Annotated in this window: 22 protein-coding genes; 20 read left to right on the top strand and 2 right to left on the bottom strand. The window is 57.6% G+C overall.

Annotated elements, in window-relative coordinates:
• Positions 1-212: 212 nt before the first annotated feature.
• From gmd to PQ467_RS02125, 18 genes are all read left to right on the top strand, one after another.
• Positions 213-1,307: a GDP-mannose 4,6-dehydratase gene (gene gmd / locus PQ467_RS02210; RefSeq protein WP_274174936.1), complete on the top strand. Its 1,095-nt coding sequence runs from the start codon at positions 213-215 to the stop codon at positions 1,305-1,307.
• 14 nt (positions 1,308-1,321) lie between these two features.
• Positions 1,322-2,251, top strand: coding sequence for a GDP-L-fucose synthase (fcl, locus tag PQ467_RS02205; protein WP_274174935.1), 930 nt, complete (start codon positions 1,322-1,324; stop codon positions 2,249-2,251).
• A 1-nt stretch (position 2,252) separates the two neighbouring features.
• The gene (locus tag PQ467_RS02200) at positions 2,253-3,497 is read left to right on the top strand and encodes a WcaI family glycosyltransferase (RefSeq protein ID WP_274174934.1); all 1,245 of its coding nucleotides are present in this window, start codon (positions 2,253-2,255) and stop codon (positions 3,495-3,497) included.
• 71 nt (positions 3,498-3,568) lie between these two features.
• Positions 3,569-4,933, top strand: coding sequence for a lipopolysaccharide biosynthesis protein (locus tag PQ467_RS02195; RefSeq protein WP_274174933.1), 1,365 nt, complete (start codon positions 3,569-3,571; stop codon positions 4,931-4,933).
• Positions 4,930-6,084: a glycosyltransferase gene (locus tag PQ467_RS02190; RefSeq protein ID WP_274174932.1), complete on the top strand. Its 1,155-nt coding sequence runs from the start codon at positions 4,930-4,932 to the stop codon at positions 6,082-6,084. Before PQ467_RS02195 ends, PQ467_RS02190 begins: the two co-directional genes overlap by 4 nt.
• A complete protein-coding gene (locus tag PQ467_RS02185; RefSeq protein ID WP_274174931.1) occupies positions 6,081-6,995 on the top strand; it encodes a glycosyltransferase family 2 protein in 915 nt (304 codons plus the stop codon). Before PQ467_RS02190 ends, PQ467_RS02185 begins: the two co-directional genes overlap by 4 nt.
• Positions 6,996-7,093: 98 nt before the next feature.
• On the top strand, positions 7,094-7,570 hold the full coding sequence (locus PQ467_RS02180) for a putative colanic acid biosynthesis acetyltransferase (protein ID WP_274176068.1): 477 nt from the start codon (positions 7,094-7,096) through the stop codon (positions 7,568-7,570).
• A gap of 19 nt (positions 7,571-7,589) precedes the next feature.
• Positions 7,590-8,855 (top strand): hypothetical protein, encoded by a 1,266-nt coding sequence (locus PQ467_RS02175; RefSeq protein WP_274174930.1) that lies wholly within the window; start codon positions 7,590-7,592, stop codon positions 8,853-8,855.
• Positions 8,856-8,878: 23 nt separating this feature from the next.
• Complete coding sequence (locus PQ467_RS02170) at positions 8,879-10,081, top strand: acyltransferase family protein (RefSeq protein WP_274174929.1); 1,203 nt, start codon at positions 8,879-8,881, stop codon at positions 10,079-10,081.
• Between the two features lie 76 nt (positions 10,082-10,157).
• Complete coding sequence (locus PQ467_RS02165; RefSeq protein WP_274174928.1) at positions 10,158-11,111, top strand: sugar nucleotide-binding protein; 954 nt, start codon at positions 10,158-10,160, stop codon at positions 11,109-11,111.
• Positions 11,108-11,962 carry a sugar phosphate isomerase/epimerase family protein gene (locus PQ467_RS02160; RefSeq protein WP_274174927.1) on the top strand — a complete coding sequence of 285 codons (855 nt, stop codon included), beginning with the start codon at positions 11,108-11,110 and terminating at the stop codon, positions 11,960-11,962. Before PQ467_RS02165 ends, PQ467_RS02160 begins: the two co-directional genes overlap by 4 nt.
• Complete coding sequence (locus PQ467_RS02155) at positions 11,952-12,929, top strand: hypothetical protein (RefSeq protein ID WP_274174926.1); 978 nt, start codon at positions 11,952-11,954, stop codon at positions 12,927-12,929. The genes PQ467_RS02160 and PQ467_RS02155 overlap by 11 nt, the downstream gene beginning before the upstream one ends.
• The gene (locus PQ467_RS02150; RefSeq protein WP_274174925.1) at positions 12,919-13,746 is read left to right on the top strand and encodes a glycosyltransferase family 2 protein; all 828 of its coding nucleotides are present in this window, start codon (positions 12,919-12,921) and stop codon (positions 13,744-13,746) included. The genes PQ467_RS02155 and PQ467_RS02150 overlap by 11 nt, the downstream gene beginning before the upstream one ends.
• 3 nt (positions 13,747-13,749) lie before the next feature.
• Positions 13,750-14,901 (top strand): FAD-dependent oxidoreductase, encoded by a 1,152-nt coding sequence (locus tag PQ467_RS02145; protein ID WP_274174924.1) that lies wholly within the window; start codon positions 13,750-13,752, stop codon positions 14,899-14,901.
• Positions 14,898-15,320 (top strand): GtrA family protein, encoded by a 423-nt coding sequence (locus PQ467_RS02140; protein ID WP_274174923.1) that lies wholly within the window; start codon positions 14,898-14,900, stop codon positions 15,318-15,320. Before PQ467_RS02145 ends, PQ467_RS02140 begins: the two co-directional genes overlap by 4 nt.
• Before the next feature lie 44 nt (positions 15,321-15,364).
• The gene (locus PQ467_RS02135; RefSeq protein WP_274174922.1) at positions 15,365-17,047 is read left to right on the top strand and encodes a hypothetical protein; all 1,683 of its coding nucleotides are present in this window, start codon (positions 15,365-15,367) and stop codon (positions 17,045-17,047) included.
• 19 nt (positions 17,048-17,066) lie between these two features.
• Complete coding sequence (locus PQ467_RS02130; RefSeq protein ID WP_274174921.1) at positions 17,067-18,317, top strand: hypothetical protein; 1,251 nt, start codon at positions 17,067-17,069, stop codon at positions 18,315-18,317.
• 9 nt (positions 18,318-18,326) lie between these two features.
• Positions 18,327-19,388, top strand: a complete 1,062-nt coding sequence (locus tag PQ467_RS02125) for an acyltransferase family protein (RefSeq protein ID WP_274174920.1) — start codon at positions 18,327-18,329, stop codon at positions 19,386-19,388.
• 57 nt (positions 19,389-19,445) lie between these two features.
• Here PQ467_RS02125 and PQ467_RS02120 read toward each other — a convergent pair whose 3' ends face one another.
• Positions 19,446-21,746, bottom strand: coding sequence for a hypothetical protein (locus PQ467_RS02120; RefSeq protein ID WP_274174919.1), 2,301 nt, complete (start codon positions 21,744-21,746; stop codon positions 19,446-19,448).
• Positions 21,743-22,162 (bottom strand): hypothetical protein, encoded by a 420-nt coding sequence (locus PQ467_RS02115; RefSeq protein ID WP_274174918.1) that lies wholly within the window; start codon positions 22,160-22,162, stop codon positions 21,743-21,745. The genes PQ467_RS02120 and PQ467_RS02115 overlap by 4 nt, the downstream gene beginning before the upstream one ends.
• 217 nt (positions 22,163-22,379) lie before the next feature.
• Between PQ467_RS02115 and PQ467_RS02110 the strand changes: the two genes are divergently transcribed.
• Together PQ467_RS02110 and PQ467_RS02105 are read left to right on the top strand one after the other, a co-directional pair.
• Positions 22,380-24,002, top strand: a complete 1,623-nt coding sequence (locus PQ467_RS02110; protein ID WP_274174917.1) for a hypothetical protein — start codon at positions 22,380-22,382, stop codon at positions 24,000-24,002.
• A gap of 558 nt (positions 24,003-24,560) precedes the next feature.
• The gene (locus PQ467_RS02105; protein WP_274174916.1) at positions 24,561-24,911 is read left to right on the top strand and encodes a hypothetical protein; all 351 of its coding nucleotides are present in this window, start codon (positions 24,561-24,563) and stop codon (positions 24,909-24,911) included.
• Positions 24,912-25,150: the final 239 nt, after the last annotated feature.

The raw sequence follows: 25,150 nt of genomic DNA, 5'->3' as shown, positions 1-25,150 counted from the left end.
ATATTGCCGTTAACTTTTTCTGGCGCCATGATCTAACGCTTGGTGGGGAAATGCAGGAAAAGTAACCCAAATATGGGAGATACCCCAAGGGGTCCGATTTTGGGGCATTTCAGGTATTTTCCCCTAGTGAATTACACGGGAATCTTGCTTGCAAAAATCCATCTTCTGGTTAGATGTGCTGCATCTGCGAATAACTTGAGGCGTTAATAAAAATGGCAAACCCCTCCGCTGAAGGCACTTCCCACGAAGGAAAAGTCGCGCTGATCACCGGTGTTACCGGTCAGGATGGTGCCTATTTGGCACGCCTTCTTCTTGAAAAGGGTTATGAGGTTCATGGCCTCAAGCGCCGTTCCTCCTCGTTCAACACTGGGCGGGTTGAGGATATTTACGAGGATCCGCATACACAGAACGCCCGTTTCCATCTGCATTACGGCGATCTGACGGACTCGACCAACCTCATTCGCATCGTCCAGCAGGTCCAGCCTGACGAAATCTATAACCTGGCCGCGCAGAGCCACGTTCAGGTCAGCTTTGACACACCCGAATATACCGCCAATGCCGACGCCATCGGCACGCTGCGCCTGCTTGAGGCCATCCGCATTCTGGGGCTGGAAAAGAAGACCCGCTTCTATCAGGCCTCGACCTCGGAACTCTATGGTCTGGTGCAGGAAGTGCCTCAGCGCGAAACCACCCCGTTCTATCCGCGCTCGCCCTATGGCGTGGCCAAGCTGTATGGCTACTGGATCGTGGTGAACTATCGCGAGGCCTATGGCATTCATGCCAGCAACGGCATCCTGTTCAACCATGAAAGCCCGCTGCGCGGCGAAACCTTTGTCACGCGCAAGATCACCCGCGCGGCCGCCGCCATTTCGCTGGGCCGTCAGGAAAAGCTGTATCTGGGCAATCTGGACGCCAAGCGCGACTGGGGCCACGCTCGCGAATATGTCGAGGGCATGTGGCGCATGCTGCAGCAGGACGAAGGCGACGATTACGTGCTGGCCACGGGGGAAACCACCGAGGTGCGCGAATTCGTGCGCTGGTCGTTTGAAGATGTCGGCATCGATCTGGAATTCACCGGCGAGGGCGTCGAGGAAAAGGGCATCTGCAAGAAGACCGGCAAAGTCATCGTCGAGATCGACCCGCGCTATTTCCGCCCGACCGAGGTCGACCTGCTGATCGGCGACCCGGCCAAGGCCAAGGCCAAGCTGGGCTGGACCCACACGACCTCGGTGCGCGATCTGGCCCGCGAAATGGTTCAGGCCGACCTTGAAGTGATGCGCGACGCGCCCATCGCCAAGTTCCAGTAACAAAGGCCAGCGCCATGTTTGATCTTGGAGGAAAGCGTGTTTTTGTGGCCGGCCATCGCGGGATGGTCGGCAGCGCGGTGGTGCGCCGTCTGGCCTCGGAAAACTGCGAGGTGCTTTGCGCCGGGCGGACTGATCTGGATCTGATGGATCAGGCCGCCGTGCGCACATGGATGGCGCGCGAAAAGCCCGATGTGGTGGTGGTGGCTGCGGCCAAGGTCGGGGGCATTCTGGCCAACAACACCTATCCGGCCGATTTCCTCTATAACAATTTGATGATCGAGGCCAATCTGATCGAGGCCTCGCATCGGACCGATGTGGCCAAGCTGCTGTTCCTTGGTTCCTCCTGCATCTATCCCAAATTCGCGCCTCAGCCCATTGCCGAGGACGCACTGCTGACCGGGCCGCTGGAGCCGACCAACGAATGGTATGCGATTGCCAAGATCGCCGGGATCAAGCTGTGCGAATCCTATCGCGTCCAGCATGGCGCCGATTATATCAGCGGCATGCCCACCAACCTGTATGGCCCGGGCGACAATTATAACCTCGAAACCAGCCATGTGATGCCCGCGCTGATCCGCAAGGTGCACAATGCCAAGCAGACCGGCGGCACCGTCGAGGTCTGGGGCACCGGCACGCCGCGCCGCGAATTCCTGCATGCCGACGATTGCGCCGATGCCTGCGTGCATCTGCTGAAAAATTACTCGGCGCAGGAGCATGTGAACATCGGCTTTGGCTCGGATGTCTCGATCCTTGAACTGACGCAATTGGTGATGGAGGTCATCGGCTATGACGGCGAGATCGTGCATGACCTCTCCAAGCCCGACGGCACCCCGCGCAAGCTGATGGATTCCTCGCGCCTGCAGGCCATGGGGTGGAAACCGCGGATCGCGCTGAAGGAAGGCATCGCGGACGCCTACAACCACTTCCTCAAAGAGATCGTCTGATATGACCGACGCGCTTCGGCTCGCCATCGTCGGGCTGAACTATGCGCCCGAGGAGATCGGCATCGCCCGTTATACCGCCGACATGGCCCGTGCGCTGGCGACGCGCGGCCATGCTGTGTCGGTGATTTCGGGCAAGCCCTATTACCCGGCATGGCATGTGCCGCAGGAATGGCGCGGAGGCTGGCGCAAGTCGGTCGAGGATGGCGTGGCTATCACCCGCTGCCCGCTCTATGTCCCGGCCCAGCCCAGCGGCATGAAGCGGATCATCCATCTGGCCAGCTATGCGCTGAGCGCGCTTGGCCCGGCGATCCGCATGGCCCGGCGCGACCGGCCCGAGGTGGTGTTCTGCATCGCCCCCGCGCTGCTCAGCGTGCCGGTGGCCTGGATCGCGGCGCGCTTGGCGGGCGCGAAACTGTGGGTCCATATTCAGGATTTCGAGGTCGAGGCCGCCTTTGCCACCGGCCTTGTCGAGCAGAAGGGCAGCCTTGCCAAATGGGGCGCGCGGGCCGAAGCCTTCCTGCTGGGCCTTGCCGACATCGTTTCCTCGATCAGCCCCCAGATGGTGGCCAAGCTGCACGAAAAGGGCATTGCCCCGCACAAGACCATCGAGATCCGCAACTGGGCCGACAGTACCATCCAGCCCGACCCCGAACAGGGCGCAGCCTATCGCGCGCAATGGGGGCTCCAGGGCAAGAAGGTCTGCCTCTATTCCGGCAATATCGCCAACAAGCAGGGCATCGACATCCTGATCGAGGCCAGCCGCCGGTTGCAGGGGCGCGAGGACATCGCCTTTGTGATCTGCGGCGACGGGCCGAACCGGGCGCGGCTGCAGGAATTGGCTCTGGGCCTGCGCAATATCCAGTTCCACGGCCTGCAGCCTTCGGCCCGGATGGGCGAACTGCTGGGCTTGGCGACCATCCATCTGTTGCCGCAAATTCCGGGTGCGGCCGATCTGGTGCTGCCTTCGAAACTGACCAACATGCTGGCCTCGGGGCGCCCGGTGGTCGCGACGACCGAGCCGGGCACCGGTCTGTTCGATGAAGTGGACGGCTGCGGGATCTGCACCAAGCCCGGCGATGCCGACGCCTTGGCGCAAGCCATCGTCAAACTGGCCGATGACCCGCAAACCTGCGCCGAAATGGCCGCCAACGGGCGCGAACGATCGGTAGAGCGCTGGTCCATGCGTCGCATCATCGACCGGCTGGAGGCACGGGCCACCCTGCTGGCGCGCGGAGGCGGCAGGTGACATCGCCCGCCATGCCCTCTGGCGACGCATCACGACGATCGCCAAGCGGCGCCCAGCCCCAACCGGGAAAATTGCGCAAGCTGCTGTTTTCCCGCCTTGGTCGTGGGACGCTGGCGGGTATTTATGCCCAATTCATCCAATTGGCCATCCAACTCATATCGGTGCCGGTCTTGACCAGCCATTGGGGACTGGCCGGATATGGCGCATGGGTTCTGCTGTTCACGGTGCCGCAAATGCTGGCAATGGCGGATCTGGGCCTGACCGCCGCGGGCGCCAATGCCATGACGGCGGCGGCTGCCCAAGGCCACTATGAAAGGGCCGCCCGCATCCATACCAGCCTGCGCTGGACATCCTTGCTGATGGCGCTGACGGTGGGTTCGGTTATCGGCCTTTATGTGCTGTGGCTGCGTCCGCATACGCTTGATTTTGCCCAACCCTTCACACATGGCCGCGCCTGGGTGACGGTTCTGGCGATGCTGGGCTATACCGTGCTGGCCATGCAGAATGCCGTGACGGGCGCCGGATTTCGCGCCGCCGATGCATTTGCCACATGGCAGACCGTGTATGACACCTGCCTTTTGACGGAAACCCTGGCGGCGTTGACCGTGGCCGCGGTCGGATATGGTCCAGAAGAGGTGGCGCTGACCTATCTGGGATGCCGGGTGCTGTTTTCCGGGCTGCTGGGCCTTTTCCTGCGTCGTCTGGCGCCGTGGAGCGCGCAGGCCGGATGGCAGCTTGACGGCGCCGAGATCAAACGCCTGCTAAAGCCCGCGCTGGCCGCCTTCATGCTGCCCGCCGCGCAGGCAATCACCCTTCAAGGGTCGGTGATGGCCATCGGCGCAATGGCCGGGCCCGCGGCCGTTCCGGCCTTCTCGACCCTTCGCACGATCAGCCGCACCGCTCTGCAATTCACCTACCGTTTTAATTTTGCCTCAATGCCCCGCTATACCGTGCATCACGCAACCGGAAATGAAGCGGGCAAGAGCATGTTGGTGATGGCCAATCTGGCCGTGGCGGTATTTCTGCTGTTGCCTGCGGCGCCTGTGCTGTTCGTGCTGGGCAAACCCATCATCGCGCTCTGGACCCATGGCGTCGTCCATCCCTCCTCGTCCCTGCTGGCCCTGATGCTGGCAGCCATGGTGCTGAACGGGCTTTGGGTGCCGATGTCCAATCTGATCTGTGCGATCAATGAACATGCCCGTTTCACCTATTTCTATCTGTTTTGCAGCCTGTTGTCGGTGGCACTTGGCGCCTGGGCCGTGCGCCGCGATGGCGTGGAAGGCATGGGAATGGCGATGGTTGCGCAGGAAATCGTGATGGCGGCGTGGATCTGGCGCATGGCCATCAAGCAGGACATGATCCGTTGGAGCATGATCCAACCCGCCCTGCATAAGGCAATCGCGCGTTTGCGCAGCAAGGGAGCGAAGCAAGCGTGAGCGACGGGCGCAAAACTGAAGCGCCTCTGGCCGGGCGGCGGATCGGTCTGATGATCGTTTCTGCTTCGCGCAACGCAGGCGGCGTTTTTGAGGCGGTCGTCGCCCATGCCGAGATGATCCGCGCGCTGGGCGCAGAAGCGGTGGTGTTTGCCATTGAAGATGAACATACCCGGCAGGACTGCGCCCGCTTCGGCCCGACCAGAGTGGTCACGTGCCCCGGCAAAGGGCCGCGCCAGATCGGCTATGCCCCCGATCTGGTTCAGGCGCTCATGGTAGAAAATCTCGACTGCCTGCACCTGCACGGCATTTGGATGTATCCATCGCGCGCCGGCGCGGTATGGGCCGCCGTCACGCAAAGACCCTATTTCGTCTCGCCTCATGGCATGCTGGACCCGTGGATCTTTCAGCGCAGCCCGTGGAAAAAGCGTCTGGCACGATGGGCATGGGAAAAGGACAGTTGGCAACGGGCCAGCGCGATCCATGCCCTGACCGCACGTGAGGCACGCGATATCGCCAGCCGAACCGGCCGCAGCGACAGCCTGATCATTCCCAACCCCGGCCCCGACCCGGTATTTGCCACGTCATCATCGCCCCGCGCGCCGGTCATGCTGTATATCGGCCGCATCCACACCAAGAAAAACCTGCTTCCCTTGGTGCAGGCATGGCATGGCATGGATCATCCCGACGGCGCCGTTCTGAAAATCGCCGGATGGGGTGATGGCCAGGACGTCGTCGCGCTCGAGGCCGCCATTGCCGCAGGGCCGGGGCGCATCGAATTTCTGGGGCCCGTGTTTGGCGAGGCCAAGCAGGCCCTGCTGGAAGAGGCGCGCTTCATGGTGCTGCCCTCGCTGTCGGAAGGGTTGCCCATGGCCATTCTTGAGGCATGGGCGGCGGGCATGCCCACCATCATGACCCGTGAATGCAATCTGGACATGGGCTTTTCGACAGGAGCGGCGGTGGAATGCGGCTTTGACGCAAGCTCGATATCCGCATCGCTGGCGCAGGCATGGGCCATGGGCCATGACGAATGGCAGACACGCACCGGTGCTGCGCGCCAGTTGGCCGGATCGATGTTTTCGGCAGAGGCTGTGACCGCGCAATGGGGGCATGCCTATGGCGCGGCCATGGCCAAGATGGAGGGGCGGCGATGAACGGGTCCGTCACCACGATCATCCTCACCTTCAATGAGGAAGTGCACATTGCCCGCTCCATCGCCAGCGCCAAGGCGTACAGCAGCGATATTCTGGTCGTTGACTCCTTTTCCACAGACAAGACTGTGGACATCGCCAAAGCGGCAGGCGCGCGGGTGATGCAGAACAAATTCGTCAATCAGGCACGACAGTTCAACTGGGCGCTGGAGCATGGCGAGGTTACGACCGACTGGATTTTACGGCTGGACGCCGATGAAATCATCGGCGCCGATCTGGCCGAGCGCATCAACCGCGATCTGGCCGCGCTGCCCGCCGACGTCAGCGGCATCACCTTTGACCGGCGCCATATCTTTATGGGGCGATGGGTGCGCCGCGGCGGGCGATACCCGCTGCGTTTGCTGCGCCTGTGGCGCAACGGCAAGGGCGCCGTCGAGGACCGCTGGATGGACGAACATGTGGTCATCAGCGATGGCCGCATCATCCATATGGCCGGACAATTCGACGATGCATCGCTGATGGATCTGACCTTTTTCACCGCCAAGCACAATGCCTATGCAACGCGCGAGGCAATCGAGGTTCTTAATGCGCGCTACGGTCTGTTTGGCGATGGCGGTCATGACACATCCCCGAATATGGGCCGCCAGGCGCGCGTCAAACGTTTCATCAAGGAGCGCATCTTTAACAAGATGCCCTTTGGCACCGGACCGCTTGCCTATTTCCTGTACCGCTATGTCATCCAACTGGGCTTTCTGGATGGCAAGACGGGGCTGATCTACCATTTTCTTCAAGGTTTCTGGTATCGCTTTCTGGTCAACGCCAAGATTGTGGAGTTGGAGCGAATCGTGAAAGACGCCAATTCGCGCGAAGAACGCATCGCAGTCTTGGCCGCCGCCACGGGATTGCGGCTGTGACGGATCAGGCGCCCCATGTCCTGAAGGCCGACGAGAGCGGGTCGCGTCAAGGCGGAGCCAGCTTTTCGTTGCGCCTCAGGCTCGGTCGCTTGGCCTTTATGATCGGCTGGCTGCTGCTGGCCCGCTGGACGCCGCCGCAACTGCGGGCGTGGAGGCGGTTTGTCCTGCGCATGTTTGGCGCCAAAATCGCGCAGGGGGTCAATGTCTATTCGAGCGCGCGAATCTGGTATCCTCCCTTTTTGGAAATGGCCCAAGGCTCAACATTGGGGCCGCGTGTGCTATGCTACAATCAGGCGCCCATCCGCATCGGCGCATTTAGCATCGTCTCGCAAGACGCCTCGCTTTGTGCCGGATCGCATTTGTATGACGATCCTGATTTCCAATTGGTGACGCGGCCCATTTCTATCGGCGATCACGTATGGATCGCTGCAGAGGCTTTTGTCGGGCCCGGTGTAAAGATCGACGATTACGCGGTGTTGGGCGCGCGCGGTGTCGCCATGCGCGACCTGTCGCATGGTGGGATCTATTCGGGCAATCCGGCCGTCAAACTCAAGCAGCGCCAAACGGCCGGTTAGGCAGATAGAGAGAAGCTGAATGCTGATTATAGCCCTTCTGATCCAGCTGTTGGTTCTAGCCGAGATGCGTTATCGGATGCGTGGCTTCACGCCTCAAGAGACGTTTGGCTGGTTTCTGTGGCTGTCCCAGATTGTGTATCTGAACGGCGACTGGATCTATGGGCCGCAGTATAATCCCGGCGGCTGGGAAACCTACAGCTATCTGCACCATCCTGAAACGCAGATCATCTATTATGGATCGATTATCCTGGTGCTTTGGGTCTCGACCATTGGGGTGGGACGCTTGACCGGAACAACAGCAGGCATCAGCGAATCCCTTACCGCCCTGCGTGACCAAGCCAGAAAATATGATACTGTTTTCAAATTTCTGGTTGGATCGATCATTGGCGCTCAGTGGGTATTTCTCAATTGGCCCGTCGCTTGGTATAACACCCAATATCTGGCGATGACCGGTCAGGGCAGCATGTGGATCGAAGGTCCCGCCGTCGTTGCCATTCAGAGCATGGCCGGTATGACCGGGTTTATCTCGGCCTTTTATCTTGCCAACAACCTTTCGCAACGTGGCGGCCCGATCCCGTTTGTGTGGCTCGTCCTATTTGTGTGGAACATCTGTTTTTCCGTTGCGGCCTGCTCTCGCGCGTCCTTTGCCATCCTGATGGTTTTCACGCTGCTCATGCATTTGGTCAGCGACCGTAAAAGCAATGCGCGTACTCTCATTCTGACCGCCGCCGCAATCTACCTGCTCTTTTGCGCGCTTGCAGGCCGAGGAGCGGGCGAATTTGGCCTGGAATCGATCCCGACCATCTTGATTGCCCCCTTCGAGGGCGAAAGCAATGGTGCGGTCGAAGTGGTCGGCAGTATTTTTCAAGGCGTTTTCATTACCGGGGACGGCAACGAATTTCGTGCGGATTTCCCGCTCATTTACAAAATTCTCTCGTTTTCCCCCCTCCCCAGCACGATCGACGGTTTCCCGGTCTACCGCGAACAATATGAAATTCTCCTGTCTGCTTTCGTGCCGATGAGCGGATACACGGAGATCATTGGATTTGGGGTGGGCTATCTGATTTTTTTATGGGGATTTGTCGCCATCCTCATGAGAAAACTTGTATTAAGCCAGAAAAAGATTGGCCTTCTCTATTTTATCTTAAGCTGCACCGTCTTGTTTTTCCTCATTCAGGGCGGAACATACCCTATAAGAAACTTCTTTAGGCCACTTTTATTCGCATATCTTATTACAGTATACCTATCAAGACGCAAAGGCGCCAAAGTATTGATGAAGATTTAGTCTATTTCATGCACGGAGGCACCATGAAAGACCGCACAATGTCGATGCAAACAAATCGCTACCTGAATGCGATGCGTCTTATCGCGGCATTGATCGTCGTGTGCGGCCACATCAGGACTTCAATCTACATCGATTTCAGTCAGGTCTCCCACACGTTCGTAGCGACCGCCATTTATGCTTTGTCCGCATTGGGCAATCCAGCCGTCATGGTCTTCTTCGCTTTGAGCGGCTATTGGGTCGGAGGCCCTGCGGCAAGGCAAGTGATTGCCGGAACATTCAATTTTCGGGATTACTTCTCACGCAGAATTGTGCGCTTATGGTTGGTGCTGTTTCCTGCATTGCTGTTGACGGCTATACTTGATTTTGCCGGATCGGCATTTTTTTCAACAGCGGATATTTACAGCAGGCCAGATATTTACGCCGGCATTCCTGATGCACCAGACCACAGCATCCTTACATTTTTCGGCAACATACTTTTTTTACAGGAAGTGAAGATACCCGAATTTGGCTACAATAAACCACTTTGGTCATTGGCGCTGGAATTCTGGTACTACATGGCCTTCCCGCTCTGCATGCTCGCTTTCTCGAAAAAATTCAGCGCTGGCGCGCGCGTCGCGTCTGCCGCCGGTGTCGTAATCGCGATTGCGATTGGCGGTGAAATTTTCCTGAAAGACGCATCTGCATGGGTTATCGGAACATTGTTGGGCATTTATCCCGATAAAGCCACAGCCTTAAGACAACGATTGGGGGAAAATGGGCGCAGCGTTCTTCGCCTTTTCGCCCCGATTGTTCTCTTTGTGGTAATGGCCGCCGCCCGCACAAAGGCTGAAGGAACTTGGTACACCGTTCTGGCGCTTGGCCTTGCGGCAGCGTTCGCCATTTTTGCCTTCGGCGAGGATGAAAACAAGCCAGCGCCCACGCTGAGCCTTTTGTCGCATGCTTCAGAATGCACCTATTCGCTTTATGCAATTCACATGCCCATCGTCGTAATTTTGGCAGCATGGCTCACCCCCGTCCATCAGAACAGAATGGAACTGATGTCTTGGAAGGCCATGATATTGGTTGTTATTGTTGCCACACTTTACGTCATTGCATGGATATTTGCACGGTTCACGGAGCAAAACACAAATCAGGTCCGGCGCTGGCTATCAAACAGATTTTTTCCAAAAACATCGGGCAATCCGACGCTGGATAAAGGCGATATAGGTGTTGTCCCTAGGCTCTGAATCGAATATTTCTCGCAACTGCGGAATGCATGAACTCCGCCAGCCTGCTATCAAATTTAAGGATCGTGATCGGCTTATGCGTACCGCTTTGGTTGGCTATACAGGCTTTGTTGGCAGCACCTTGACCCGTGCCCGTGGATTTGACGATATGTTCAATTCGCGCAATATCGGCGATATTGCCGGTCAATCCTATGACATGGTGGTCTGCGCTGCTGCACCGGCAACGATGTGGGCCGCAAACCAGAACCCAGCCGCCGACAAGGCCAATCTCGACGGACTGTTTGCTGCGCTGCGTCTGGCCAAGACCGAACATTTTGTCCTCATCTCGACCATCGCCGTGCTCGATAATGCTGCGGCCGGCTACACCGAGGCCAATGCCGCCTTTGAAAGCGAAAAGGCCTATGGCCTTCACCGACGCGAGTTGGAAGAGCGGGTGGAAAGCCATTTCGCGAACAGCCACATTCTGCGCCTTCCCGCGCTGTTTGGCCCGGGTATCAAGAAGAACTTCGTGTTCGACCTGATGAACCCGGCCCCATCCTTTATTAAACCGGATGTCTGGGAAAAGACGCTCGCCAACCTTTCCGCCGAAGATGCAGCGCTGCTTGGGCGTTATTATGCGCTGGATGAAGGCTTGGGAATGTGGGGCTTGAACCGTGTCGCGCTCAACGGTTCGCAGGATCGCGAAAATGTGAACGCAATTTTTCACCAGATCAATTTTGTCGCGCGCAATTTCACCAACAGTGAAACCCGCTTCCAATATTACAATATGGAGCGCCTGGCCGATAATATTGATCAGGCTGTCGCGGCGGGTATCGATACGCTTAATGTGTGTTCACAGCCGTTGTCTGCAGCGGAAGTTTGTCGGGAATTGACGGGCGACACATTTGTCAACACGGCCCCTCCGCTCTGGGTCGAGGACATGCGCAGCATTCACGCCGAAACATTTGGCGGCAGCGGGCCGTATCTGTTTGACCGCGAAAGTGTGCTTGGCGACCTCAAGGCGTTTTTCGCCGCTGAGGCCGGCCGATGAAACTTGCCATCTCGAACATCGCCTGGGCGCCGCAGGATGCCCGCAGCGTGTATGCAATGATGCAGGCGCGCGGTTTTAACGGGCTTGAGATCGCGCCCGGGCTCGCCTTTGCCGGGCAGGAGGATGCTTTTGTCCCCTCGCCCGAGGCGGAGGCGGCATTTCGCGCAGATCTGGCCGAATTTGGCCTGTCGGCTGTCTCGATGCAATCTTTGCTGTTCGGTGTCGTGGGCGCAAAGCTGTTTGGCAGCGCCGACGAACTCGCGGCACTTGAACGCGGTCTGGAACGCGCCATTGCGCTTGCCGGACGCCTTGGCATCGGCAATCTGGTGTTCGGTTCGCCAGGCAATCGCGTCATTCCCGAAGGCATGCCCATGGCCGACGCGCGAGCCCATGCCGCTGACCTCTTCCGTCGCCTGGGCGACAAGGCGCAGGCAGCAGGCACCGTTCTGGCACTTGAACCCAATCCTGCGGCCTATGGCACGAATTTCATGACCCATGTGGCCTCCGCCGCCGATTTCACTCTGATGGTCGATCACCCGGCCATCACACTCAATTACGATATGGGCGCGCTCTATATGAATGATGAGCAGGATCAGGCGGGCGCGCTTTATCGCCGCGCCGCCGGCAAGGTCAGCCATGTGCATATCAGCGAACCGCAATTGGCCCCGGCGCCAGCCGATGCCGCATCTTTGCAGACCATTGCCGCCGACCTGATCGGGCAGGGCTATGACAAATGGTTCTCGATTGAAATGCGCGCACCGGCCGCTGACGGACTGGCCATTATCGATCAATGTCTGGCCGCCACGGCCGACGCGCTTTTTTCAGCAGGGAGTGCAGCCCATGCGCAGTGACATGCTGGTTTCGGTCGCAGTGGTCGACGAAGAAGGACCGCACATCACCATCCCGCGCCTTGCCGTGGTGGCGCGCGCGCTGGAGCAAAACTTCCGCTATTTCGAACTGATCTATCTTTTGCGCGAAAGCCAGCGGCCGCAACTCGACAGGTTTGCGGCGGAAATTGCAGGCTTGGCCAATCTGCGCATCATTTTGACCGGTGAAGGCACGCGGTTCTATCGCCAGCGCCTGATTGCGACGATGGAGGCGATCGGGGATGTTGTGGCCTTGTATGACCCCGACGACATGCCGATCGAGGATCTCGTTACCCAGATTGGTCATGCCAAGGATCGCGATGAAATTCTGATCGGTTGGCGCCCGTCGCGCCCGCCCAGCGGATGGAGCTATCGCCTGCTCTCGCTGGCCTCGAACAATGTCATTTCGGCGCGTGCCGCGCGCACGATCATCTTGCCGCGCGAGCCGCTCAACGCAATTGCCGCACGCAAAAGCGCGTCGATCGACCTGCGTTTCGAGGCGCGCAACGCCCCCACCCATTACAACCGCTTTGACATCACCACGCCCGTGCGCGCCAAGGCCGGATTCAGTCAGCGCTATGAATTGCTGATGGAAATCCTGCTGGCCGGGGCGCCGCGCTTCCTCAAGCTCTATGCGGCTCTGGGCTTTCTGGTGGTGGCCGGTTCAACGCTTTACAGCTTCTATGCCATCGCCGTCATCCTGCTGCGCGATCATGTGCAGGAAGGCTGGTTTTCCACCGCGATTATCCAGTCCGGCTCCACCGCATTTATCGCGGGGGGCATGTCGATTCTGGCCATCTCGCTTGTCGCCGTGCTCGAAGTTTTGAGCGGGGGTAGCGCGCGCATGATCGTGGACGAAATCTCGAACACCAATTTCTTCGACAAGGTAGAAGACCTCAACGTCGAAATGTCGGGCGATACGCCTGCCATCGGAGAACAACATGTCGCCTGAAGCCTATGCCCAAGCCGTTGCCGAGCGTGGCTGGCAAGTTCCCGCCTTCCGCGCCGAGCCCTTGTTTGAAAAGCGTTCGCGCCATGTCATCATTATCCCGGTTATCAACGAAGGCGAGCGCATCCAGCGCCAGCTTCGCGACATGGCCAATCTGGGCATCACCGCCAGGATTGACACGGTGGTGGTTGATGGCGGCTCGACTGATGGCTCGCTGGAACCGGAATTCCTTAACAGTGTCGGCGTGCGCGCGCTGGTGACCAAGACCGGCAAGGGCAAGTTGTCGGCGCAATTGCGCTGCGGCTATGCTTGGGCGCTGCTCGAAGGCTATGACGGCATCATCACCATCGACGGCAATGGCAAGGACGGCGTGGATACGCTGCCCCTGTTCAGTCAGGCGCTGGACGAGGGCTTTGGCTATGTTCAGGCATCGCGCTTCATCAAGGGCGGCTATGCGGAAAACACGCCGCTTTCCCGCTGGCTGGCAATCCGGCTGATTCACTCGCCGGTGTTGAGCATGGCGGCGGGATATTGGTTCACCGACACCACGCAGGGCTATCGCGCCTATTCCAGCGCCTATCTGCTGGACGAACGCACCCAGCCCTTCCGCGAGATTTTCGTGCGCTATGAACTGCTGGCCTATCTCACTGTGCGCGCCAGCCAGATCGGTTACCGGGTCAAGGAAATCGCCACCAGCCGCATCTATCCGGCCAATGAGGCGATCCCCACCAAGATCTCGGGCATGTCGGCGCTGTGGGACCTGCTGATGGTGCTCAAGGCCACCTTGCTGCACGAATATCATCCCAAGGCGAAGGGTTAAGCCATGAACGCCAAACCCCAGCCCGATTATGATGTCGTCATTATTGGCGGCGGCTTTTTCGGCTGTGCGCTGGCGCTGTTCTTGCGCACCATCTTTGATCGCATTCTGGTGCTGGAAGAACGCGATGCGCTGCTCACCCGCGCCTCGCGCGTCAATCAGGCGCGGGTGCATACCGGCTTCCATTATCCGCGCAGCTTTGTCACCGCCCTGCGCTCTCGGGAATTGAGCCACCGCTTCTCTCGCGATTTCAGCAAAGCTGTGGTCGATGATTTCCAGATGCTGTATGCGATTGCCAGCCGTCGGAGCAAAGTGTCGAAGGCACGCTTCCTGCGCATGTTTGAAGACATGGGCGCGCCCATCGCCCCGGCCAGCGTGTCAGATGCCGCACTGTTCGATCCCGAACTGATCGAGGGCGTGTTTGCCTGCACCGAATTTGCCTTTGACTGGTCGGTGCTGCGCGATCACATGGCTGATCGCATGGCCAGGCACGGCATCACCCTGCGCCATGGCCAGGCCGCCGAAAAGGTCGAATTCCGCGAGGATGCCTGCCTTGTCCATCTCGCCTCGGGCGAGGTGGTAAGCGCGCCCCATGTGTTTAACGTGACCTATGGCGGGCTCAACCGTGTGCTGATGAACAGCGGAATCGAACCGTTGCCGCTGAAGTATGAGTGGGCCGAACTGGCACTGGTGGCCCCGCCGCCCGAGATGAAGGGCAAGGCCGTGACCGTGATGGACGGGCCGTTCTTTTCGATGATGCCCTATCCGTCTGAAAATCTCTATTCGCTCACCCATGTGCGCTATACGCCGCATATGAGCTGGGTGGACCGTCAGGGCGGGCGCCCGGCCTATGCGGTGGGCGACAGCTTGTCCACCAACACGCGCTGGCGCCATATGATGATGGACACGCGCCGCTATATGCCCTGCGCGGGCGATCTTGAGTATGTCAAATCCGTGTTCGATGTGAAGACCGTGCTGACGCGCAATGAACGCGACGATGGGCGCCCGATCCTTTTGCACCGCCACCACCGAGGGCCTAATTTCTATTCGGTTATGGGCGGCAAGATCGACAATATCTATGACCTTTTCGACGTGATGCCCGCGCTGGACCCCGCTTTTGCCAAGGCGGACATGCGCTATCTGCTGGGCGAGGCATGAGCGTTTCCGCCCCTGCTGACCAGAGGCGCGAAGCCTTGATGGAGCTTGTACGCTATACGGTGGTGGCCGTGTTGGGGCTGGGTGTCGATGTGGGCATTGGCTATGGCGCACGCCGCCTGCTGGGAATGCCCTTGGTTGCGGGCGCAGCGCTGGGCTTTCTGGTGGGTGTCGCGTTCAACTATGTGCTGTTTGAATTCTGGGTATTTCGTTATGGCCGCCTGACATGGCTGCGGCTGGGCAAGGCTTATGCCGCCTCTCAAGGCGCCATCGTGGTCCGCCTGGGCTGTGTATGGGCGCTTGGACGGCTGCTGGCCGGTCTGCCTCAGGCCGATCTGATCGTGCTGGTGGGGGCGGCGGGGATATCCTTTGTCGTCAACTTCATACTGACACGTCTGTTTTTGCGCAAAAAATCAACCTAAAAGGGGGCCATGGTGTGATAAAGGATCATCCTGTTTCAGACCGCATGGCGCCTGTGCTTATGGCCATGCTGGGGCTGGCCATCCTGCTGCTGCTTTATGCGCGTTTTACGGCAGTGGACGCTGTGGTCGCGCCATTTTTGCAAAGGGTGGCCGATCCCTCGCTCTATCGAATGGATGACTACATTGGTCATTCCATGGTGCCGAGCTCAACCCCACTGATGGCTTTGCTGGGTTGGCTGCATCTTGACATCACCCAACCGGTGCTGCTGATCACGATTTATCTGGGCACAGGCGCCTTGGCGGGGGCGGCGATCTGGCGCGTGCTGGGCAACAGCTTTGGCGTCACAGATCCGCTGATGCGGCTTACCTTGCTGGTTGCTTTGGCATTCCTTGACTTCAAGCTGATCCAGTTCAACAAGGCCTCATGGCTTCAGGAGCATAATTTCTCCTTCACCTTCATAGCGCTGGCACTGCGGGCATGGTTTGTCTGCTTTTTGATCGAGCGGCGGGTGGTGGCGATGGCCGCCCTGCTTATCCCGATCAATCTGCTCTCGCTCAAGGTGGGCTGGCCGCTGGTGGGCTTTGCCGGACTGGCGCTGCTGGCCATGCGCTCGACATCCTGGGCGGCCTGGGCTCTGTTGCTGCTGTCCGTGGCGGCGCCCGGGTGGAGCGCGCTGCACAATATCCAGCCGATGTCGCCGGATGAAAAGATGATGATGACGCGGGTGCTGATTGGGGCCTATCCGCTCGAAGACAATCCCTTTGCCGGCCCCCTTTTGCAGACCTTGCTGTTTCTGGGCGCGATGGCGTTTTCGTTTCTGGAGTGGCGCAGACTGCCATCGACGTTGAAAGCGCCGATTGGCGCAATCCTTGTGGGCAGTGTGCTGATCTGGCTGGTGGGCGGCATATATCTGACTTGGGGCTGGAAAATCGCGCCTATCCCCGTCGCCGTCCTGCTCAGCCCCGCGCGCGGTCTGGAAACGGCCAGTCTGATTTTCTTTTTGCTGGCGCTGATGCGCTTGAAAGACACCCAAACCCTCAATGGGCTGGAACGCGCGATACTGCTTGCCGCGCTGGTCGTCCTGAAAGTTACCAGTGAAGGAAAATGGATCAAGCTGGCCGTGGTTATGGTAGGGGCCCTGCTGGTGCTGCGCGGCCTGCGTTATCTGGCCCAAAGACGTGGAATCACGATTTTTGCTCTTGGCGATATGATCAGCCTGCCACTCGCCATGTCGATTCTGGGTGTGGGGCTGGGCCTGTTTTTCGCGGCCAATCTGTCGGGTGATCGCACGGTCTATCGGCTCGACCGCAAACTGGGCTTTGTCGACCGAACCATCCCTGCCGATGCGCTTGGTCTGCTTTCCACAATGCGAGACGACCCCGTCGATCGCAAAGTGCTGTTTCTCTCGCCCAGAAAAGATTGGACCTTGCCCTCATGGAACACCATTGCCCGCAAGAGCGGCCTTGATGGCAATGTCTATTATCTGTCCTCGCCGGATGCCGTACTTCGCCAGCAAGAGCGCAATGCGGTGATCGCCAAAGTTCTGGACGGCCTGCGCAAGGGCATGGTCGAGGCGGACACAAGGTCAAAGCTGAGTGCCTGGCATGTCAACCTGATGCTGCCGCGTGATGCCATCGCAGCCTTGCCGGGATGGCAAGTGAAGCAGGCGAACGGGACCTGGGTCGAATTGAGCGCACCGGTCGACAAGGTACCCGGCAATGGCTGATAAGGCGCGTGTTAAAAACATGATCGATGCACGGTGGGCGCTTGGCCTCTTCCTGTGCCTCACCCTGCCTGTCATTTTGACGGGCAGCGCCGGTCATGACGGACTGGCCTATGATGCGGTCACGTTCCATCTGCCCCAGATCAACTATTTTCTGGCCCATCCCGGCAATTTGCTGAACTATCCGGCCACGGCGACGACATTGCCCTTGTATCATGCGCTGATGGGCGTGATGGGGCGCTTGGCTGGCCTGACCATGGTGGACAATTCCACTCTGGTGGTCAGGCTTGTGCATTTCATGATCAGCGCGGCCGGTCTGATTTTGCTGACCTCTCGCCTGCGCTGTCGTCTGGATGCCCCGATGGCGCTGCTGCTGGCACTGCCGCTAGCCACCTGCTGGTATGTCATTTCCGGCGCCGTCTATTTTGGCACGGATGGCCCTGCGCTGACGCTGGTGCTGATCGCCCTGCTGGATTGGGAAAAATCCCGGCTTCCAGCTCAAGCCCTCCTGCTGCTGCTGGTTGCGGGCACGCGCCATCTGCTGCTGCCCTTTGTCGGGTTGTTATACGGCATTCGTGCCTTGGCCGCACGATCTCCTGCCACGCTCATCGCCGTGGGCATGGCCGCTATGCCCGCTGTATTGATGCTGGCGATCTATATTCGGCAATGGGGCGGCCTGACGCCCCCGGGCATGGTGGCCGCGCTAAATCCCAAGGGGCTGTTCCCTTACGCCCTGCTTGGTCATCTGGGGGTGGCGGGCATGTGGGGCGTCGGGTTTGGCGCGCTGCGCTTTCCGCAATGGACCGCCTTTCTGGTTGAGCGAAAGATCCAGATCGCACTAGTCGCGCTCAATATTCTGGTGTTGACCCTGTGGGCCATTGTGCCGACCGACCCGATACCAGAGGCTGGACGGTTTGGCTCAATCACATGGAGCCTGGCCCGGGTGGGTCTTTTCGGGCATCATTCCGTGGCGGTACTGATCATGGCGATGGCCGGCGCGACGACGCTGCTGCTGATGGCGCTGGACCTGAAGGCTGCCGGGCAATTGCCCTCGGAAATCATGGCTCTGGCCGGTTTCCTTTGCGCCCTCATGCTGACCTACGCCGCCTATCAACGCTATAGCGAGCCCATGATACTGGCGGTATTCACGGTTGCCTCGATCAAGACATGCGGCCGTGGCAAAGTCTCATTTGGACAAGCGCTACCCTTGCTGGGCCTATGCCTGCTGTCAATTGGGGTAAGTTTGCACCACCTCTTACCCATCAAAGGTTAGAAAAATTCGATGTCCAATCGTTCGGAGATCTCTGGCATCCAATATCTGCGCGGCTTCGCAGCCATAGCGGTGGTACTCGACCATGTTTCGGCAATGGCTGCGTTTCCAAAATATTTTGGACAATCACTGTGGAATGGCGCTCTTTCAAAGGGAGCGCTGGGCGTCGATATCTTTTTTGTTATCAGCGGCTTCATCATCGTTGCCGTTTCTCTCAAAGGACCCGCGCTGCTCCCAGCCATTTCTGTCCGCCAATTTTTCCTGCGCAGAGCCGTGCGCATCATTCCGCTGATGTGGGTCGGAATATTAAGCTATGCGGCTCTTCGCGGCATGTTCACCTCAACGCCGATCATTTTTTCTGAGTACTTAAGAGCTCTGGTACTGTTTCCCCAAGGATCTGTTGAGCCCAGAATGATCTGGACTCTGCGCCACGAATTCATTTTTTATATTATTTTTGCCATCTCGTTCATGACAGGCACCAAACGATGGCGCCCTCTCCTATACCTGTGGTTTGTGTCACCGACCCTGATCGGCCTTTTTCGAAATCAATTCGCCACCACTGTTGTGCCGGACGCCTTCATCGACATATTGGCATCGCCTGTGAACCTTGAATTCTGCGCTGGTTTCATCCTCGCGATTGGCTGGTTAAAGATGGACCCGCAAAGCAACTGGCAGATTCCTGTCCTTAGTCCTGTCGTATTGCTTTATGCATTGGCCATAACTGTCATTTTCGTATGGGGCCTGAGCCAACTGCAGATTACTTCACTCGTATCCTGCTTGGTTCTTGCCGTTATGAATGGCTTGGTCGTGCTGCTCGGCTGCAAACTGGCGCCAGCCAACGGGAAGCTTGGCCACATCGCCAACTTTTTTGGCGATGCGTCCTATTCCATTTATTTGTTTCACCCGGGGATTGCGTCGGGCCTGCTCGCGATTACGGCCAAACTCCATCTTGGCTTGCCGCTCTGGATCATCGTGTTTTCGATCTCTGTCATTGTGATTGCGATGACCTGCGCCATCCATATTTGGGTTGAGAAACCGTTGGTTGCGGCCATCAAGCAACGCGTTCCGCGCTAAACAATCAGTATAGGCTTTCTGCAGCTCCATCGAGCCGCAGAAAGCCTATACCTATCGTCAGTTCACGCGACGCAGGCTTGGCGTATAAATGCGGACCGTGAAATTGGTCGCAACCCCACTGGCGAAGGTGAACATCAGGCTGGGCAAGATATAGGCTGTGGCCCCATTCGTCAGAGTTATGGCTCCATTCCCATAACTTGCCATCGTGGCGGTAGGCGTAAATGCGGTCAGTATGTCGGCCAGGAGCGTACCTGCCGAATTATAATTGAGCAGATTGAGCAACATCGCTCCGCTGGTGCCGTCAAAACCCGCCCCCGGGATCAAGCCGGTCAGATTTCCGGCCGTCAAGGCCATGGGCATGTAATATGTCCATGTCTGGCCGCTGGTGGCGGGAACCGACTTTACGGCCTCGCAATAAACCGTGAATTTGCCAGCGTTGGTGGTGGTGCCGGCAAATTGCAAATCGATGAAATGCCCCAGTTGATCAGCGCCCACGGCATTGACCGTGATGGTCAAACCGGACAACCCACCTGACGGCGTGCCCGACCATCCCATGGGCCACGCATTGACGCCACCGCCGATCATTGTCCGGTTGCGGGGCAAAAGCGGATATTGGGCCAGAGCCAGGTCTCGCCCAATTCGCGCTGAGCCCGCATTGACAATCCAGTCCCCCGTGATGAACTGATCCGCGTTTCCGACGTCGATCGTCGGCGCCTTAACACGGACCTGCCATGTCGATGGCGAAGCATGGACAGGCAAGTTAACCGGTTGAATGAAACGCCCGCCCGATGCAGGCAATGAGACCGTACGCTGAAGCGCCACCACGCTGTTGGCATAATTGAAGACCTCGACCGTGACCTGAGAGACACTGCGCACCGGGGCCTTTTTCAGGGCCAGTTCCAAAAAGACAGTGCCCTCGCCATTGGGCAACCCTGCCGCGCTGAACCCGGCAACCATGCCGCCCCCTAAGCTGCTCACCGTAACCAGATCCCAATCCTGACAACCGCTTGTGTCGGCAGTACGAACTCTGGTTACCCCGCTCATGGTGGTGCGCATGACAGGGCTTACCCCATTCAGCAGGCAGGTGATCTTGGCGCTGTCGCCCACCGGATAGAGTTCGATGCGGTTGGCATCGCCGGGCCAATAGCAAGCCCAGTCCCGCAGGCGCCCGCACAAATGGCTGGAAAAGGCGATGGGAACCGAGCCGCTGGCCTCGTCGAATTCAAACGTGCTGTTGGTGTTTCCGAAATTGGACGATCGCCCGTTCGGCCACTCGATAACATGCGTATATTGGCCGCCGACATAAATGTCTCCGGCCATCCGCACCCCGCGCAGATTGGAAATATAGGAACGCATAAAGGGCACATTGGGCGAAGTTATCGAGGCCACCCGGTTATTCTGAATCCGCAAGCCCGACAGATAGCCGATATCGGTTTGCCCCGGACGATAGGTCGCACGATCGATGCCCGTGGCCGTATCCTCGGTCGCGATCAGGATGCGCGGGCCGCATTGCCCCGGAATCTGGCCTTCGGCGCCAAACTTGTTGGCCTCGATCAAGGAGCCATGGCCGCCATTGGTGTCACCGTTGTTCGTGACGTTCGGCTTAAGCCAGATATCCGCCTTGGTCGCCACGCTGGTCTGACCGATAAAATCATTGCGACGGATGTGAAAACTGCCCGAAAGATAGGGGCCAACCGCGATGTGATATTCGTTCGGGCCAAAGCTGTTGTCCTCAATCACCATTTGATCGACATAGCCACCCCATGCGATGCCGATCGTCGAGGATGTCGATTTTCCGGCGAAGAAGCAGTCCTTAACCTTGAGATAAGGACTGTCCGAGGAATTGTTGCTGATCGCACATTCGCTGTAATTGTAGAACAGGCAGCGCGTAAATTGGCATAGATTAATTACGTTGGCAGCGTTGCGCGTTGATTTGTACGCGCCTTTACCACCGACAAAGATGATCCCGTCGCAGACAATCGAAAAGGGCTGGCCGGTCTGGGTACAGAAATATTTATTGTCGGGAATGCGGATCACCACCGTCCACGGAATCCTCGCGACAAGGCGCAGCGAACCATCGGTCAGGGTCAGATCGCCCGCATCATAGATGCCCGGTTCGATCATGATGCCGTTTTGATATTCCAGCGGGCCGAGCACGCCGGTGGGCGCGGCCGAGCGTGAGGAGATCATATTAAGCAAGGCGGCATCAAAGCCTCCCTGGTCGGCGGAACCGGACAGCCCATCGCCGACTGCGCCGATCTGGGTCGGCACAATCGCACGGGTTTGTGCTGCGCGCAAAGCGGCCGCGGCATTACTGGCGCTTTGTATTGCCAGCCTGCGTGAAATCAGGTCGATCATTGCGCCACCCGGTATTTAATGGTTCCCGAAATGATGGTCATGCGCAAATACAACTGCGCGCCGACCTCGCTCTCATCCCAAATTGCCTCGCAGCAATTGCTGGAGAAAATGCCGGAGGGTGCTCCGCCGATGGTAATCGGCAAGGATGTAATTCCACCATCGGTCGACCGTTCGATCGAGACATTCCCTTGCCACGTGCCCGAAAGGGCGAGGATCACGCTGCGGCCGATTGCAGGGACATAGGGACCCACACTGATGCTCGAACTGGCCTCGCCAGCGAGCGGCGTGGTCGGTCCGCCCACAGTCGTCACAGGGAGAGGACTATTGCTCGATACAAAATTGGCCGAGTTGTCAGGCGCTGAAAACGTCATGGCCGAAGGAGTAATGTAGCCCGAGGGAATTTTGATTGGTGTCATCGCAGCTCGTCCTTTCGAATCAAACCAAAAAGACGATTAACCAATACGGTTCATGTAGGAAAACTGTAATTCCAATCAGGCCACTTTGCCAATATGGCGGACCATGCACAAATTAGCCCTGAAACTAGGCTTGCTCCTGTTCATTTCGTACTCAGCCTAGGTGCGTTAAGGGTCATTGCATAGACCCGCGCGGGCTGCGGGAAAGAGGGACGCACCTATGAAAAAAGCATGGCTTACACCAGGTTTGGCATTATGCGCCTCGCTACCGCATCTCAGCCAGGCGCAAGCGACAATGCCCAAAATGGTGTGGGCCCATTATTTTCCGGTCATGCCCAATGACACACGAACACAATATGGTGCGACCTATCCGCTGACCCTGCATATGCCTGACGACAGGTCCGATGCCGATTTTCAGACCAGATTCGTCACGATGCTAAAGAATACCGGGATAAATGGGCTAAGCTTCGAGATAAACCCCCAAGCCAAAGGCAAAGCACCAGGTCTGCCCGCATACGAAAAAATGGTCGCGTTCCTTCAGAACTCGAACATTACTGTCGCGCCTTGCATTGATGCAGGATATTACCCAGGGATCGACAATGACATGTTCAACATGATCGTCGGTTCCTATAATATCTCGCAGAAATATTCCAATCCAGCCATTCAGCGCGATGGTCGTCTTATTGTATTTTTCTATGGATCTCGCAATTTGCCTGCAGGGTTTTGGATGAATCTGCGCCAGCGTTTGAGCGCTGCGGGCTACAAGATATTCCTGGCGGGCGATATCGGGGTTGCCAATGAAGCCCCGGCGCAAAAAATGGCCATCGCCTCGCACCTCGCGCCCAATTGGGACGCTGCATATAATTTTTCCAGCGCTGGTATGGGCAATTCGGCAGATTCTAACCGGAATTTCTCGCTTAACATTGGAAACAACAGCAGGTTTTGGATCAATAGCGTCATGCCCGGCTACTTTCGTGGCAGATTGCAAAATGGACTGTTTACCGGCTTCGGCACAGACCCTCTGGGCACCCAACGCCTGACCAACTATTGGAATGACTTCCTTAATTCGGGATCGCCATGGGTCTACTTCTCAACCGCCAATGACTTTATCGAGCACACCAATCTGCTGCCGGACAGTACGTGGGGTTACACCCGTTCCGACATCAATCTTTGGTATGCACGCAAGTTCTTAGGGCAGGCCTACCCATTTCAACGAGCATTTTATCTGACAACGCCACAAATACTTTATCCTGGTGATAAAAGTTCGATAGAGCTATCGGCAATAAACCCGACAAACCAATTCTATAGCCTGACCTATTCCGTGACAGATAGTCAGGGAAAGACAATAAATTCCGGGATTTTTTCGGCAAAACCTGCCGATTTGAGCACATTGAGGATCTCCATTCCACAGCCTGGGCTAAATCCATCCCAATTTTACCGGGTAAAAGTGCGAGGCGATGGCGTGGAAATCCTGTCCGCTCCAGTCCTGTTTCACACCATGCCTCGAGGTGGAGATCGTGCTCCTTTCAGCTATTATAGCGTCAGCAACCGCTTGTTCTCTCCTCGGTTTGCTACAGCTTCTGTGCAATGGAACGGTGGCAATGTTGCCGTTAATAATCTGAACATAAGCGATATTCTATCGGTCGACCTGCTGATGAATGGAAATCTGGCCGATCAGGCCAAACTACCGACGACCAATCCAATACTTTCCATTAATCGAAACCTTGTCTTTGATCGCAACACAAATGACAACACCATGCTTCAAAACGATTCTCGAAAATATGTTGTAAGAATTGTCTATAGAAATGGCTTCATTTGGTATTCCGACCCGTATATTCGGTGAACTGATCACCCCATTCTGCATGGATGGCACACACGCGCAAGAGGTTGCCATCGCCCCTTTCGCTCAGCCGGGGAATGTCCGGGGCCTTGATCGTGCGCCCGATGATTTGCACCCGATCGGGCGCCTCGGCATCGCCAAGCGGAACTTCCACCCCATGGGCTGGGTCTGCGGCTTGCGGCCATTAGGCAACCATGTGGCTCAAGCACGCTGTTCACTGCGCCTGCCCTCAGGGACAGGCGAAAGATTACGCCACTTACAAGGGCGATTGCGGCGCAGCAGTTGCAAATTTGTCTCCCCCTTCAAACAAACGGTTCTTCGAAATCCATTCCAGTTCAATGGATCATCGCCTCGTCGCGGCATCCGCTAAACGCCTAAACTATTTGGCTATTTGTAGATCATGCCCTCACTTCTAGGTCCAATCCAATAGCACAATAGGCAGTGAGGTTGTATAAATTTTGCATAATCCCATGCTGCACTGCGAAATCAATCCTCGACTCTTACCTTTACGCCGTGCTACATATATGTACGTAGATAGGAGATAGTCAGATGGCTGCTAGCATGCTTGTGGTACTCGCCGCTGCCGGTTTGGTGGCCGGCGCGCCCGCTCAAAACACTTCGGTTCGTTCGTCGGCCGCCATTCCGGCTGCGGCAAAGAGCCAACTGGTCAACACCGCTCCCAAGCGTAACCTGGGCGCATCCTGCCTTGCTTCGGCAAAGCGGGTTGCAGGCAAGAATGCTCCTGCTCGCTGCGTTGAAGCGCAGGCCACGCAGACCGTCAGCCTGGCAACGTGGAACGCTATGTCCAATTTTGCCGTTCCGATGGTCGGCGCTGCGGTCGGCTCGTTTGTGGTGACCGAAGTCGTCAACGACAACAAGGGCAACCAGACGATCGTTATTTCGTCGCGTTGATCTGTTGATATCGGATTGCTTTCGGAAAGCCCCTCCTGCCTCAGGAGGGGCTTTTTCTTATCCAGTGCAGGCACCGATCTTATCGGATTTAACCTGCACTGTTGGCCTGGCCCTCTCAGCCCCGCTTTCCGCGTAATTCCGTATTACAGATGCGTCATGATCCTCTGACTGCCATCATTCAGAGGATCATGACGCATCAAGACCCGCTCTCTCCAGCGATTTAAAGGCTTTACGGCCTT

This window comes from Novosphingobium sp. KACC 22771, from assembly GCF_028736195.1.
GTDB lineage: Bacteria > Pseudomonadota > Alphaproteobacteria > Sphingomonadales > Sphingomonadaceae > Novosphingobium.
The sequence above is the reverse complement of the archived record's forward strand: the minus strand, read 5'-3'. Positions and strand labels throughout refer to the sequence as shown.